The sequence below is a fragment of the Alteribacillus iranensis genome (assembly GCF_900113025.1).
Classification (GTDB): domain Bacteria; phylum Bacillota; class Bacilli; order Bacillales; family Marinococcaceae; genus Alteribacillus_A; species Alteribacillus_A iranensis.
Genome location: NZ_FONT01000008.1, coordinates 66,031 through 80,250, shown reverse-complemented (window position 1 = coordinate 80,250; position 14,220 = coordinate 66,031). Strand labels below are relative to the sequence as shown.

Here is a 14,220-nt window from a genome sequence, read left to right as displayed (position 1 = left end):
TGAAGCACCAGAAGAGAATACCGGAGCTGAAGCGCCAGAAGAGAATACCGGAGCTGAAGCACCAGATGAAAATACAGGAACAGAAGCTCCTGAAGAAAACACGGATGCAGAGCAGCCGGCAGAGACCACTCCTGAAGACGATTCTGTAGTAGAAGATGTGGTGGAACCTATATTAAATATTGATGCCGATGAGCTCGTTCAAATTATTAACTTTAACCTCGAAGATATGAGCTTTAGCCCGGATGAACTGCTTGCCTCTGAATCCGACGCAGAAGAAGAGGAAGAAGAATAAAATACAAGTCCTATGATGATAGAATACAATGCTTAAGAGTTTGGACTGCACCCCAGCCGTTATCGGGGTGCAGTTTTTTAATCATTCATTCCTATTTTTTGAATTTTACGTTGACAAATTGTGACACCGAATATAGACTATTAAACAAATGATAATGAGAATCTTTATCATCTAAATTAAATTTTACATAAAGGAGGATCTTTACGTGCAGGTTAGATCAAATCTTTCTTTCTTATCATTCCTTGTCATCACCTTATTTTTAATCGTTCTTGTTGGATGCTCCGGGGAAGACTCAAGTGCTTCTACTGATGCATCTTCTGAGGATGCCGCTTCGGAAAATAGCGACAAAGCGGGCGTTGATAAACAGAACAGTGACTATCCGATTGTGATCGAGCATGCTTTTGGCGAAACGGTGATTGAGGAAAAGCCGGAACGTGTGGCATCTATCCAATGGGCCAACCATGATGTAGCTCTTGCCTTAGGTGTCGTTCCTGTAGGTTTCTCAGAAGCGAATTATGGCGTACCAGACGAGAGTGGGCTGTTACCTTGGACGGCTGAGAAGCTAGAAGAATTGAATGTGGAAAATCCGAATGTATTCCAAGACACAGATGGACTTGATTTTGAGGCCATTTCGGATACGAACCCGGATGTCATTCTTGCTGCTTATTCTGGGATTACACAAGAGGATTACGACATACTTACCCAAATCGCCCCGGTTGTCGCCTATCAAGATGGTCCGTGGTTAACGACATGGCGTGATCAAGTCATGCTGAATGCGACGGGGATGGGAATGAAAGAAGAGGGCGAAGAGCTCATCCAAGACACAGAGAATCTCATCAAAGAAAAAGTGAAGCAGTATCCGCAACTGAAAGGGAAAACAGTGGCATGGGTCAATTTTTCGGCAAAAGACATGTCTCAATTACATATTTATACTCCGGCTGATCCACGTGGGGCATTTCTGGAAGAGTTGGGGATGACATACCCGGAAAGTGTCATCGAACAGATTCAAGATCCAAACAGTTTCTCCATGGGCCTGAGTGCTGAAAATGCAGACATCCTGAATGACGCGGATATTCTTATCAGTTATGGAGATGACAGTCTGTATCAGGCCGTGAAGGAAGATCCTCTCCTTGGGAAAATTTCAGCCATTCAACGTGGCTCTGTTGTGTTCATCGGTAATGGGACGCCGCTCGCTGCTTCTGTAAATCCGAACCCATTATCGATCAAATATACGACGGATGAATATTTGAAATTATTAGGAGAAGCAGCAGATAAAGTAAATGAGTAATGTGACTATCTTAAAAAACAAGCAAAACAAGCCGTATGTCCCAAGCAACTTAACGATCGTTCTCATCTTCTCTCTCTTGATGTTAGGGCTATGTGTGATCGGTTCATTAGCTCTCGGGTCACGGGTTGTGACGATGGATGGTCTGATCGACGGCTTATTTCATCAGCAGGTACAATCCTACGAAGCGGATGTCGTACGGAAACGAATATCCCGAACGGTGTTCAGTCTGCTTTGTGGTGCTGCTTTAGGGGTGGCCGGGGCATTGATGCAAGCAGTGACTCGCAACCCGATTGCGGACCCGAGTATACTCGGTGTTAATATGGGCGCTTCCTTATTTGTTGTTTGCGGCATGGCTTTCTGGCACATTACAACTGCCGGCCAATATATATGGCTGGCTCTCGCGGGAGCGGCTGTTACCGCAGTATTTGTCTTCGGAATCGGATCAATGGGGCGGGGAGGAGCTACTCCGATCAAGCTTGTCCTAGCGGGGGCTGCGACTAGTGCGGCGCTTTCATCCTTGGTTACTGCGATTATGATTCCTCGTTCTACTGTGATGGATCAGTTTCGTTTTTGGCAAGTAGGAAGTGTCGGATCAGGGACATGGAGCAGTATCTCTCTTTTTCTTCCTTTTCTAATTATTGGAATTCTTATTGCTGTATTATCCGCTCCGGCTTTAAATGCACTGGCTCTTGGAGATGAGGCAGCGAATGGGCTAGGTGTTCGAACAGGAACGTTGCGATTTGCGGCAGCGATGGCAGGTGTGCTGTTGTGTGGTGCGGCTACCGCACTGGCAGGGCCGATTGGTTTTGTCGGTCTGTTATCGACGCATGTTATCCGCCTTCTTCTTGGCCCGGATGTCAGGTACATTATCCCTTTGTCTGCCATTGCCGGTGCCATTATATTAACGGTGTCGGATATAACCGGTCGGCTGATTGGCAGTCCGGGGGAGCTTGAGGTCGGGGTGGTCACCGCCTTTATCGGGGCACCTATCTTAATTATTTTAGCAATGAAATCGAAAGTGCGGTCGTTATGAATAATACATCGTCTTTAGAAATGATTAGTACCGGCAGACGTCAAAGGCGCCTGCGAGGAATGGCAGTTACAAGTCTTTTAGCGTTACTTGCCTGTGTTTTGAGTGTATCGATGCTTTTATTAGGAAACACCATCTATTCTATCTCTGATGTGATTCGGGTGTTATTTGGTGAACAGGTCCAAGGTGTATCATTTGCTGTGAATACGATACGTTTACCGAGAATGCTGGCTGGGCTGTTAGCTGGCTTTGCTTTCGGGATCGGCGGGTGCGTGTTTCAAACGATGCTTCGCAATCCCCTTGCTAATCCAAACGTGATTGGGATCACTTCCGGTTCGAGTGCCGGGGCAGTATTTTGTATTATTATTTTACAGGCCGACAGAATGGTTATATCCGTTGCGTCAGTGGTTGCCGGGCTCGCTACGGTTATCGTGATCTATCTGCTATCAAGAGGAAAGGTGTTTTCGATTGGCCGGTTAATTCTCATCGGAATTGGGCTGCAGGCCATGCTTGATGCGTTCATCTCGTATTTTTTATTAGTCGGCGCTCAACAAGATATCCCTGCTGCCCTCCGCTGGTTAACAGGAAGTCTAAACGGAACCCAGATGCATGAACTACCACCTTTGATTTTTACCGTTCTCTTTTTTACTCCGATTGTCATTCTTCTGGGGAAACAGTTGAGTATATTGGAGCTTGGAGAACAATCTGCTATATCTTTGGGAGTGAATACGGACAAAACAAGACTTGGTCTCATTCTAGGCTCTGTTTGTATGATAGCCATTGCTACTGCAACGACAGGTCCTATTGCCTTTGTCGCTTTTCTATCCGGTCCTATCGCCAAAAGATTAGTAGGGGCAGGCTTTTTGAGTCTCGTTCCCGCTGGTCTGGTTGGAGTGAATTTAGTGTTGGCAGCTGACTTACTTGGACAATTTGCTTTTGACTATCGATATCCGGCTGGTATTATTACGGCCATTATTGGGGCGCCGTATTTGATTTTCCTACTGATCCACATGAATCGAAAGGGAGATTTATGATGAAAACGACACACCTGCTCGAAGCGGAACAGATTAAGTCAGGCTATGAAAACAAAACAGTCGTCCATGGAGTGGACCTTATCATCCCGAGTCATAAAATAAGTGTCATTATGGGAGCGAACGCTTGCGGGAAATCGACGCTCTTAAAAACACTGACGAGACTGTTGAAACCATTATACGGAAAAGCCACTCTGGACGGGACGCCGATTGATCAACTTCAGCCAAAACAGCTGGCCCGCATACTTGGACTGCTGCCTCAATCTCCCATCGTGCCAGAAGGAATTACGGTGGCGGATTTAGTCGGGCGGGGAAGATTTCCGCACCAGTCTTTGCTCGGTGGTTGGACAAAAGAAGATACGAAAGCCGTAGCGGAAGCGATGGACATTATGAATGTTACAGAGCTAGCCAACCGTCCTATCGATGAACTGTCGGGGGGACAGCGGCAGCGTGTTTGGATTGCTATGGCCTTAGCACAACAAACCGACATTCTTTTTTTAGATGAACCGACTACCTTTTTGGATATTACGTATCAAGTAGAAATTCTTGATCTACTCACGGATCTTAATCAACAGTATGGAACGACCATTGTGATGGTCCTACACGATATTAATTTATCTGCACGTTATGCTGATTATATTTTCGCGTTAAAACAAGGGAAATTAATAGCAGAAGGGGATCCCTCCGATGTTATTACGAGCGGCATCGTCAAAGAAATTTTTGGACTCGATTGTACGGTAATCAAGGATCCGATATCCGACGCTCCTTTGGTAATACCAAAAGGAAGACATCATGTAAAAAACGAAATGAGGATACGGTCTTCTATATCAAGCGAGTGACAGAAAGGAAGGAAATACATGGACAAGATCGATTTTTCAAAAGATGCACTCACTTCGGAAGAAGAGATCAGAACGATAACCGGATATCCTCATGAGCACGTGATCAAAAAAGAAATCGCTAAATTGGATAAACACTGTGAGGCATTTATTGCCCAATCTCCGCTTTATTTTCTATCCACGTCACATGCAAAAGGAACGTGTGATGTGTCTCCAAGAGGGGATCAGCCGAACAACGTCATTGTTTTAAATGAGCATCAATTAGTCCTTCCCGAGCGTCCTGGAAACCGGAGGGCGGATTCGCTACTTAACATTTTGTCTAACCAACATGTCGGTTTAGTCTTTCTTATCCCCGGGTTACATGAAGTGTTACGTATCAATGGAAAAGCAACTATTATCAAAAATGACGACATCCTTGAGAAAATGAGTCTGGACGGAAAAGCTCCATTGCTGGGAATTGGTGTGGATGTGGAGGAATGCTTTATTCATTGTGCGCGGGCGCTGAAACGTTCAGGTATTTGGGATCAGGCCACTTGGGATGATAAAGATGAATTGCCTTCAAGCATGGACATTTTTCGTGCCCACCTTGAGATAAATGGAGTTAAATTACAACGGTAATTCGATATTTTCAGCCCGTTAAGGCATTTCTGTCACGTTCACTCATCCCTCGTTACGTTTAAACAAGCAAGCATGACTGATAGCAGACGGGATGCTTGCTTTTTTTGGTATTTAGGAAATATTAAAAGTTATTCTCTTGAGTTAACTCGTCCAGCTCCAGACGCCATCGGCTCAAGGTCGCTTCCACCCGCACTGTGGCGGCAGGCGCTTTTGTTCGTGAAAAAGGAATATCCATCGAATTGGCGAACAAGTAGTAGGAAAGGAGAGGAAAGCAGATGGTAAAATTAATTGATCTTAGTGTCCCGTTAAGCCCCGACGTGAAAGAACCGCTGCCTCCATCGATTGTGTATCACTCTCATGAAGAGGGAGCTGAACAAGGAGCATCACTCTTGGGGATTGAAAAGGAAGCATTTCGTCACGGCAAAGCTTGGGCGACAGAAACCGTGACCGCCAACACGCACGCGGGCACCCACATTGACGCCCCTTGGCATTACGGGGAACAGTCGGAAGGAAAACCAGCGCGAACAATTGATGTGATGCCATTGGAATGGTTTTATGCGGATGCGGTGTTGTTTGATTTCAGTCAGCACCCGCCGGGGTATGAAATATCGTCTGATGACTTAAAAGAGCAGCTCGCAGATATGAATTACTCATTAAAACCTTACGATATCGTGCTCGTTCGAAGTGATGCCGATAAGAAAATCTATGATGAGTCTTATGCTTTTTTGCATGCCGGAGTCTCGGCCGAAGCGACTCATTGGCTGTTGGACCAAGGAATAAAAGTCGTGGGCACCGATGGCTGGGGTTGGGATATTCCTTTGACCGTTCAAGCGAAGCAGCATCAAGCCAATCCGGAAAAAGGTGTTATGTGGGATGCTCATTACGTCGGCATCGAAAAAGAGTATTGCCAAATCGAAAAGCTCGCAAATCTCGACCAAATCCCGGTCCGTCACGGATTTAAAGTTTCTTGTTTTCCCGTCAACATTGAAAAAGCGAGCGGGGCATGGGCGAGACCTGTTGCTTATATTGAAGAATCAATGTAAAAAATCTACCATACTCTATGTAAAATCGATGAATAGAGTATGGTAGAAAAATAATTAATTTATTTTTTTGTTTTCAGCAATCGAAGTCCGTTCAGCGTCACTAATAATGTTGCACCCATATCCGCAAAGATGGCGATCCATAACGTAAGCCAGCCAGGGATGACGAGTAATAAGGCTAACGCTTTGATGGCAAGGGAGAAGGTAATGTTTTGCTTAATGATGGTCAGAGCCCGCCGGCTTAAATGGATGGTGAAGGGAAGTTTGGCTAAGTCATCTCCCATTAAAGCAATATCTGCGGTTTCGAGTGCTGTATCTGTCCCGGCGCCTCCCATTGCGATGCCTACGGTGCTGCTTGCTAAAGCAGGCGCGTCGTTCACCCCGTCTCCCACCATGGCCGCTTTTTTGTGTCGGGCGGTGAGTTTTTTCATGAAGGTGACTTTGTCTTCCGGCATCAGGTTTGCTTGGATGGATGTTACTCCAACTTTACGTCCAATGGCTTCTGCGGTCGCCTCGTTATCACCGGTCAGCATAATGGTGTCATTTATTCCTAATTGATGGAGATCTTTTATCATTCGGGCACTGGTGTCGCGCACTTCATCGGCGATGGAAAAGATACCGAGTAAGGTTTCTTTTGTGCCAAGAAGAATAACTGTGTTTCCTTCTTGCTGGCGTGATTGTACGTCTTGTTCTTGTTCCTCATCCCACCAGGATGCTTGAATGTATTGAAACAAACCGGGGCTGCCGATATAGTAGACTTCCTCATCTATCCGTCCGGTAACTCCTTTTCCTGTGATCGACTGAAAATCTTGGATGTCGGCCCCTTCATAAGAGACGTTTTCCTCCCGAGCTTTTCTGACGATAGCCGATGCCAACGGGTGCTGAGAATTTTTTTCTAAAGCGGCGGCGATGGCAAGGTTGGTTTCTCTGTTTCCATCGGAAATTACAATATCGGTTACAGACGGTTCACCTTTCGTTAATGTGCCTGTTTTATCAAAAGCGATCGCTTTTATGGCTCCTGCCTCTTCTAAAAACGCCCCACCTTTAATGAGCACTCCGTTTCGAGCGGCGGTTCCAATTGCAGTAACCACGGACACCGGCGTTGAAATAACCAATGCACACGGGCAGCCTACCACGAGGACGGCGAGTCCCTGATACACCCACGTGGACCAAGCTGCTTCGAAAAACAGAGGCGGAATGATGGCGACGAGGAAGGCAACGATGATAACAAGTGGAGTGTAATAAGCCGCAAAACGATCGACAAATGCCTGTGATGGTGCTTTTTCTTCCTGTGCTTCTTCCACGAGATGGATAATTTTTGACAATGTGTTGTCTTCCACTCGTTTCGTTACCTTGACTTCTAGCCTGCCTTCTTCATTAAGTGTTCCGGCAAACACGTCATCGGACACCTTTTTTTCGACCGGTATCGATTCCCCTGTGATGGCTGCCTGGTTTATGGTGGAATGGCCTTTCGTTACTTCTCCATCCATGGCTATTTTTTCTCCGGGTTTGACAAGTAACGTATCGCCAATTTCTATGTCATTTACGGGAATCATCCGTTCCGCACCATGTCGACGGACTCGTGCTTCATTTGGTGTTAACTCCATCAGAGATTGGATAGAGTTTCGCGCTTTGTCCATGGAATATCTTTCGAGCGCTTCACTAATCGCAAACAAAATGACGACGACTGCGGCTTCTCCCCATTCTCCTATAATGGCAGCCCCTATGATCGCTATAGTCATCAACGTTCTCATGTCAAACTTTAACCGTGTAAGGTTCTTTATCCCCGTTACAAATAATGTGGTACCGCCACTTACAATCGAGGTGACGTACAACAATGTCGTTACCAAGTAGTCTCCGCCAAGCGATACATGCGAGACAAAGGCAGCGATGAGAAACGTGAGTGAGAGAAGAACAGAGAGATGCTTTTTCCAAAAAGGTATCTGACGCTCTTCAAATGACTGATTTTCCGGCACCACTTGTAAATGTTCAAATGAGCCGGCTTTTTCTAAGTCTTTTATAGTAGTGTCGCCTTCCACTGTAAGTTTGGAGGCGGCAAAATTAACGTTCGCATTGACTACGCCATCCAGGCGCAGCACATTCTCTTCGAATGTTTTCGCACAGCCCGCTCAGGAAAAACCTTTTACCCGATAAACTTGTTTTTTATCATGTTCTGACATAGGTCCAAGCCACCTCCTGCCTGTGAAAATCATCTCTTGTACTGTATCTTGCAGAATTCAATTCTTTTAGAAGGGAATATATGTTAGTCGTTAATATTCAAATACTAATTTGATTATAACATTATTATAAACATTTGAATAATGAAAAGTGCCTGTATGAAGCGATTATTTGTGATAAAATATTCAGTTATTGACTGTTTCTGATGAGAAGAGAGGAGGAGGGGAAGCGTGCTCATAGAGTGGGGAAGTGGTTTGACATAAACCGTAGGAAGGAGGATTCGATGGCTGTACTTTTGCAAGTAATCGTGCCTATATTTGCAATCATCGGGTGTGGCTGGGTGGCCGATCGGCTGTCCCTCATTCCAGGAGAAGGAGTCGTCTCCCTCAATCATTTTGTATATTATTTTGCGCTGCCTGCCTTATTGTTTTCGTCGTTGTCGACAGCGCCCGTGAGCCAGCTTATCAATGAGAACTTTATTCTTGCCACCTTGTTTACCATTTTAACCGGTTTTATAATAACTGTATTTTTATTTACATACATATGGAAACACCATTTTCCTGAACTGAGCCTGTATGGAATGATAGCGACCTATGGCAATACAGGATTTATTGGCATTCCGCTTCTTACCGCAATTTTTGGAGAAGATGGTACGGTAGCCGCAGCTCTTGCGACATTCCTTTACGATGTGATTCTTATCACCTTGGTCGTTATGTCATTTGAAACGGAAAAGGTAGTAAACAATAAACATCGTAATCAGAAAAATATTCTGCCTGTTACTGGAATGATTGGTTCATCAGTCCTGTTAAATCCCATTAATGCTTCCTTATTGTTAGGTATCGTTGTAGCTATTATGCATGTGCCGATCCCATCTTTCGTCTCTGTGTTTACCGATACGTTAGGACAAGCGGCAGCCCCGGCGGCTCTGTTCACCATCGGGCTAGGGTTAGGGGGACAAAACAGCCTTTTTAAAAGTAAGACCCATCATGTATCTGAGTTTCTCACATTGTTAAGCCTGAAATTAGTGGTGCTTCCATTGATTGCGTTTCTTTTTGCTTTTGTCATTTTTCCGTTCGACAATGAAACATGGGCGATGTCAGTTGTCATTTTGTCCGCATTACCGACCGGAGCTGTCGTATATGTGTTTGCGGAAAAGTATCAAACCCTGGTCAAGGAGGTTCCTCTCTACACTCTTGCTATTACGGTCGTCTCCATGCTGACGATATCTCTGATACTTCTCATAATGGTAGGAAACGGACATTAATTGGCGGGATTAACAATTCCTTCTTTCTATGGGTTTCATTCTCCCCTATATCTTACGTACATATGACTCACACTAACGGAGAGGCTAAAAGAAGGGGGAAGGAAGATGTTTTTCCATGTGAAGGAATTGCAATACGATGCAAAACCAAGTCAGCCAGATCCGGTTTATGCGAAGAAACTGCAAGAAATACTCGGCGGGCAGTTTGGCGAAATGTCCGTGATGATGCAATATTTGTTTCAAGGCTGGAATTGTCGCGCTGAAAACAAATACCGCGATATGATTCTGGATATTGGAACAGAAGAAATCGCTCATGTGGAAATGATTGCAACAATGATTGCTCAATTGTTAGACGGAGCTCCGGCTCATGATCAGGAACAAGGAGCAAAAGATCCAGCAGTGGAAGCAGTGCTCGGAGGTATGAATCCGCAGCACGCTATTGTAAGTGGCATTGGCGCTCAGCCGAATGACAGTGTAGGATACCCCTGGAACGCGAGATACACGATTGCCAGCGGTAACTTGTTAGCGGATTTCAGGGCCAATCTGAATGCTGAATCTCAAGGCAGACTTCAAGTGTGCCGTCTTTATGAAATGACGACAGATCCTGGGGTTCGCGACATGCTTTCCTTTTTAATAGCGAGAGACACCATGCATCAAAATCAATGGATGGCTGCGATTGAAGAGTTAGAACAGACACAAGGATCCATTGTACCGAGTACGTTTAACCAAGAATATGAAAAGCAAGAGGTATCTTACTCTTTTATGAATTATTCAGAAGGCGAAGAAAGCAAAACAGGCAGATGGGCGAGCGGGTCAAGCTTTGATGGTCAAGCTAATTTTGAATATATTCAGTCTCCGAAAGCTATGGGCCAAAAACCACAATTGCAACCAGGTCCGAACTACATTCATGGCACACCGCCACAAGGGCAGGGGAAAATGGAACCTAGTTATCCGAACATTCCCCTTCAGTAATAGGGAAGAGGGGATCCATGAAGCAACACTTGTCGTCGATAAACGGATCCTTACGCTTTTATATAAAAAACATCACCCGATGGGATAACCTGTCGGGTGATGTTTCGATTGTCTCGTGGCTGCTATTTCTATGGTGCCCCTTCTAAGAGACCATATGTAGTAACCCATCATTCATTATAGAGAATTAAAAAACGTGAACTTACACAGATACCGTATGTTTGAACTGCTTCATCCAGTTTTCGAAGTTCGTTACGACGGTGTCTAGGAACCCAACAGTAGCGTCATCTGTAATGGTTCCCGCTTCATCCATTTTTGTATGAACGGCTCCTACATATACTTCGTTCCCCATAAGGACAGGAGATTGTAAACCAGGTGCGAATAAAATATCACGTAAATGAGCTTGTGCTTTCACGGTACCAAGGTTACCCATGGAAGCTCCCATGATTAAGGAAGGTTTCCCAATCATGACTTGATCAACACGGGACAACCAGTCAATCGCATTGCCAAGAACCCCAGGAATCGAACCGTTATATTCAGGAGTCACCCAAAGTACAGCATCCGCAGCTTTTACTTTTTCCTTAAATGTTACGACTGATTCTGGTGCCTCTTCTTCCTTATCTTGATTGTACAAAGGTAAAGTTGATGGGTCTAAGATCTCAATATCTAGACGATCTGCATACCTCTCTTGTACAAACTTTGCCAACTTTTTATTATACGAATCTTCTCGAACACTGCCTACAATAGCAACGATGTTCATGTGCTGTCACATCCTTTATGTAAAATTTAAATAAGCGTACCAATCTATTATAAATGACATACCGAAAAGTAGGTAATATTTAGCTCAGACATTTTTCTAAAAAAAGGACTCTCCTTCTATGTTGTTTTTCATAGAAAGAAAGCCGCTTTGGTTAGATACTCATAATACCGCCTTTGGATGCGTTCGTTACTAGTTTGGAATATCTGCCGAGCCATCCTTTTTTTATTTTTGGTTCGAACGCTGGCAACGATTTTTTCCGTTCTTCCAACACATCATCAGTTACATTGACATTGAGAGTACGGTTCGGTAAATCGATTTCTATGATGTCCCCATTTTCAATTAAGGCAATCGGTCCGCCTTCCGCAGCTTCCGGAGAGATATGACCAATCGAAATGCCGCGAGATGCACCGGAGAAACGTCCATCTGTTAAGAGGGCAACCGTGCTGCCAAGGCCTCGTCCCATAATCGCGGAAGTAGGGGCAAGCATTTCTGGCATTCCTGGTCCGCCTTTTGGTCCTTCGTAGCGAATGATGACGACGTGTCCTTCTCTCACTTCCCCATCGTCAATCGCTTTTTGCGCTTCTTCCTGCGAGTTAAAGACGATCGCTTCGCCTTCAAATTCTTTAATGGAAGGGTCCACCGCACCAACTTTAATGACTGCGCCTTCTGGGGCAATGTTTCCATATAAGATAGATAACCCTCCGACTGGACTGTATGGATTCTCTTTTGGTCGAATCACATGTTTATTCTTAATGTCATATCCGCTTACGAGCTCACCGATAGTCTCGCCGGTAACGGTAATTCGCTCCGGATGGATGGCGCCAGGAATGTTCGTTAGTTCGTTAATGATGGCACTGATGCCGCCTGCTTTATTGATATCATCCATGGAGTAGTCGGAGGCAGGCATGATTTTCGCCAAATACGGAACGCGAGCTGCAATTTTGTTGATGTCTGCTAAGTTGTAATCGATTCCTGCTTCATTCGCAATGGCCAATGTATGGAGCACAGTGTTCGTGGAACCGCCCATTGCCATATCAAGTGCAAATGCATCATCAATCGCTTCTTTTGTAATAATGTCGCGTGGTTTCACGTCTTCCTCCACCATGCGCACGAGATGTTTGGCAGCTTCGCGAATCAAATCTTTCCGTTTCTCACTGGTCGCTACTACAGAACCGTTTCCAGGCAAAGTCACTCCCAACATTTCCATTAAACAGTTCATCGAGTTAGCAGTAAACATGCCTGAACAAGACCCGCATGTCGGACAGGCATTCTGTTCGATATCCTTGAATTCTTCTTCCGTCATTTGACCGGTTTTGTATGCGCCGACTCCTTCGAACACAGAGGTGAGGGACAGTTGTTTTCCGCTCGCGCTTGTTCCTGCTTCCATTGGACCACCGGATACAAACACAGAAGGAACATTGGTCCGAGCAGCTGCCATTAACATGCCGGGTGTAATTTTGTCACAGTTTGGAATATAAAACACACCGTCAAACCAATGGGCATTGATAACAGTTTCGGCACTGTCCGCAATTAACTCACGGCTCGGTAAAGAGTAGCGCATCCCGATGTGACCCATCGCAATCCCGTCGTCCACACCGATCGTATTGAATTCGAAGGGAATCCCGCCAGCTTCAATAATGGCTTCTTTTACTACCTCTGCAAATTCACGCAAATGCACGTGGCCTGGAATAATATCAATATACGAGTTACACACTCCGATAAATGGTTTGTCCAAGTCTCTCGCTTTCACTTTCCCGGTCGCATACAACAGACTGCGGTGGGGAGCACGGTCAACGCCGATTTTAATCGTGTCACTTCTTCTCATACGCACACATCCTCGATCTATTATTTGTCAAATAGAAAAGTAGAAACACCTTTCTATTTTTGTAGAAGTACACAAGCCTTTTGTCAAACAAGCATGACAAGAGGTCTAGTTATCTATTAATTTAATATTATAACTAACGTTGTATGCTGTCAATAACGTTGTATGATGTCTTGGTGTAGAAGAGAGTCAGAGGAAGATTCACAAAAAAAGACACCTCGGGAGGAGATCCCGAGATGTCAGGTGGGGAGCTTATTCAAGGCCTAGTTTATTCATCGCGTGCAAAATATGAATTTTCATCGCGCTTTCGGCACCTTCCGCATTACGATTTTTCATAAATTCCATAATCATTTGGTGATCGCTCACCGTGTCGCGAAGAGCGAGCTCTTTTTCTTTCGAGAGAATGACACCTTTATTGATACCTTGGAAAATGACAGGCATCAACTTTTCCATAAATTGATTATGGGTCGCTTTTACAATCGATTGGTGAAACTTTTGTTCTGTTTCTGTGCGGTCTTCGTTTCGTTTAATTTTTTCCTCGATTTGTTGGCCGTACTTTAAAATACGCGTGATTTCAGTGTCACTAGCCCGAACGGTTGCATAGTAAGCAGCTTCGGGCTCAAAAATGAGGCGCATTTCATATAAGTCTTTCGCATTCATCTTCGCTTCTAACAGAAAGCCTAACGATTCTATATTATTGATATCAATATCTTCTTTTACATATGTACCTTTCCCGCGTTTAATCTCTAAAATGCCATTCGTGACGAGGATGCGGATCGCTTCACGAAGCGTCGTTCTGCTAATGTTCATCTCTTCTGATAATTCATTTTCGTTTGGGAGTTTTGCCCCCGGGAGAAATCTTTTTTCAATCGCAATCATCGTCATAATATCATCTGCGACACTGTCCGATAGTCTTTTTTGAATCACAATATCACCTTGTTTTCTACATTTACCAGGCAGGGAGTATACATTCCAAAAGCATTTACCGGCCGTCTGGAAATAGGATTGTATTTATTCTACCTGAATTGGAGGAAAAGGAAAACTTATGCTGACGTCAAAGCTCCTTTTTGAACAGATAGATTTTGTTTCAAAAAA

At 44.7% G+C, this 14,220-nt stretch carries 13 protein-coding genes; 9 read left to right on the top strand and 4 right to left on the bottom strand.

The genetic code is table 11. The features are described from left to right. The 7 genes from BM095_RS16660 to BM095_RS14725 form a co-directional block, all read left to right on the top strand. A partial coding sequence (locus tag BM095_RS16660) for a hypothetical protein (protein ID WP_218151638.1) occupies positions 1 to 292 on the top strand: 292 nt, incomplete at its 5' end. Positions 293 to 497: 205 nt separating this feature from the next. Beyond that, complete coding sequence (locus tag BM095_RS14750; protein ID WP_091663572.1) at positions 498 to 1,580, top strand: iron-siderophore ABC transporter substrate-binding protein; 1,083 nt, start codon at positions 498 to 500, stop codon at positions 1,578 to 1,580. Further along, positions 1,573 to 2,613, top strand: a complete 1,041-nt coding sequence (locus tag BM095_RS14745) for a FecCD family ABC transporter permease (protein ID WP_091663569.1) — start codon at positions 1,573 to 1,575, stop codon at positions 2,611 to 2,613. Before BM095_RS14750 ends, BM095_RS14745 begins: the two co-directional genes overlap by 8 nt. After that, positions 2,610 to 3,644: a FecCD family ABC transporter permease gene (locus BM095_RS14740; protein WP_091663566.1), complete on the top strand. Its 1,035-nt coding sequence runs from the start codon at positions 2,610 to 2,612 to the stop codon at positions 3,642 to 3,644. Before BM095_RS14745 ends, BM095_RS14740 begins: the two co-directional genes overlap by 4 nt. After that, positions 3,644 to 4,480 (top strand): ABC transporter ATP-binding protein, encoded by an 837-nt coding sequence (locus tag BM095_RS14735; protein ID WP_091663564.1) that lies wholly within the window; start codon positions 3,644 to 3,646, stop codon positions 4,478 to 4,480. The genes BM095_RS14740 and BM095_RS14735 overlap by 1 nt, the downstream gene beginning before the upstream one ends. Before the next feature lie 18 nt (positions 4,481 to 4,498). After that, a complete protein-coding gene (locus BM095_RS14730; RefSeq protein ID WP_091663561.1) occupies positions 4,499 to 5,095 on the top strand; it encodes an MSMEG_1061 family FMN-dependent PPOX-type flavoprotein in 597 nt (198 codons plus the stop codon). Positions 5,096 to 5,370: 275 nt separating this feature from the next. Then, positions 5,371 to 6,138 carry a cyclase family protein gene (locus tag BM095_RS14725; RefSeq protein ID WP_091663558.1) on the top strand — a complete coding sequence of 256 codons (768 nt, stop codon included), beginning with the start codon at positions 5,371 to 5,373 and terminating at the stop codon, positions 6,136 to 6,138. A 59-nt stretch (positions 6,139 to 6,197) separates the two neighbouring features. On the opposite strand, the gene BM095_RS14720 is transcribed toward BM095_RS14725, so the two are convergent. Then, entirely contained in the window at positions 6,198 to 8,315 is a 2,118-nt protein-coding gene (locus BM095_RS14720) for a heavy metal translocating P-type ATPase (RefSeq protein WP_091663557.1), read from the bottom strand. 281 nt (positions 8,316 to 8,596) lie between these two features. On the opposite strand from BM095_RS14720, the gene BM095_RS14715 reads away from it, so the two are divergent. Together BM095_RS14715 and BM095_RS14710 are read left to right on the top strand one after the other, a co-directional pair. Beyond that, the gene (locus BM095_RS14715) at positions 8,597 to 9,577 is read left to right on the top strand and encodes an AEC family transporter (RefSeq protein ID WP_177194843.1); all 981 of its coding nucleotides are present in this window, start codon (positions 8,597 to 8,599) and stop codon (positions 9,575 to 9,577) included. 105 nt (positions 9,578 to 9,682) lie between these two features. After that, positions 9,683 to 10,546, top strand: a complete 864-nt coding sequence (locus BM095_RS14710) for a manganese catalase family protein (protein WP_091663550.1) — start codon at positions 9,683 to 9,685, stop codon at positions 10,544 to 10,546. Between the two features lie 199 nt (positions 10,547 to 10,745). Here BM095_RS14710 and BM095_RS14705 read toward each other — a convergent pair whose 3' ends face one another. From BM095_RS14705 to BM095_RS14695, 3 genes are all read right to left on the bottom strand, one after another. Continuing rightward, the gene (locus BM095_RS14705; protein ID WP_091663548.1) at positions 10,746 to 11,303 is read right to left on the bottom strand and encodes an NADPH-dependent FMN reductase; all 558 of its coding nucleotides are present in this window, start codon (positions 11,301 to 11,303) and stop codon (positions 10,746 to 10,748) included. Between the two features lie 151 nt (positions 11,304 to 11,454). Continuing rightward, on the bottom strand, positions 11,455 to 13,128 hold the full coding sequence (gene ilvD / locus BM095_RS14700) for a dihydroxy-acid dehydratase (RefSeq protein ID WP_091663545.1): 1,674 nt from the start codon (positions 13,126 to 13,128) through the stop codon (positions 11,455 to 11,457). 249 nt (positions 13,129 to 13,377) lie between these two features. Next, positions 13,378 to 14,052 (bottom strand): FadR/GntR family transcriptional regulator, encoded by a 675-nt coding sequence (locus tag BM095_RS14695; protein ID WP_091663543.1) that lies wholly within the window; start codon positions 14,050 to 14,052, stop codon positions 13,378 to 13,380. Positions 14,053 to 14,220 lie beyond the last annotated feature (168 nt).

Bases quoted from the DNA above. Each gene is read 5' to 3' on its own strand.
- BM095_RS14730 (WP_091663561.1), top strand. From the start codon at position 4,499: ATGGACAAGATCGATTTTTCAAAAGATGCACTCACTTCGGAAGAAGAG.
- BM095_RS14705 (WP_091663548.1), bottom strand. From the start codon at position 11,303: ATGAACATCGTTGCTATTGTAGGCAGTGTTCGAGAAGATTCGTATAAT.
- BM095_RS14710 (WP_091663550.1), top strand. From the start codon at position 9,683: ATGTTTTTCCATGTGAAGGAATTGCAATACGATGCAAAACCAAGTCAG.
- BM095_RS14745 (WP_091663569.1), top strand. From the start codon at position 1,573: ATGAGTAATGTGACTATCTTAAAAAACAAGCAAAACAAGCCGTATGTC.
- ilvD (WP_091663545.1), bottom strand. From the start codon at position 13,128: ATGAGAAGAAGTGACACGATTAAAATCGGCGTTGACCGTGCTCCCCAC.
- BM095_RS14715 (WP_177194843.1), top strand. From the start codon at position 8,597: ATGGCTGTACTTTTGCAAGTAATCGTGCCTATATTTGCAATCATCGGG.
- BM095_RS14735 (WP_091663564.1), top strand. From the start codon at position 3,644: ATGAAAACGACACACCTGCTCGAAGCGGAACAGATTAAGTCAGGCTAT.
- BM095_RS14725 (WP_091663558.1), top strand. From the start codon at position 5,371: ATGGTAAAATTAATTGATCTTAGTGTCCCGTTAAGCCCCGACGTGAAA.
- BM095_RS14740 (WP_091663566.1), top strand. From the start codon at position 2,610: ATGAATAATACATCGTCTTTAGAAATGATTAGTACCGGCAGACGTCAA.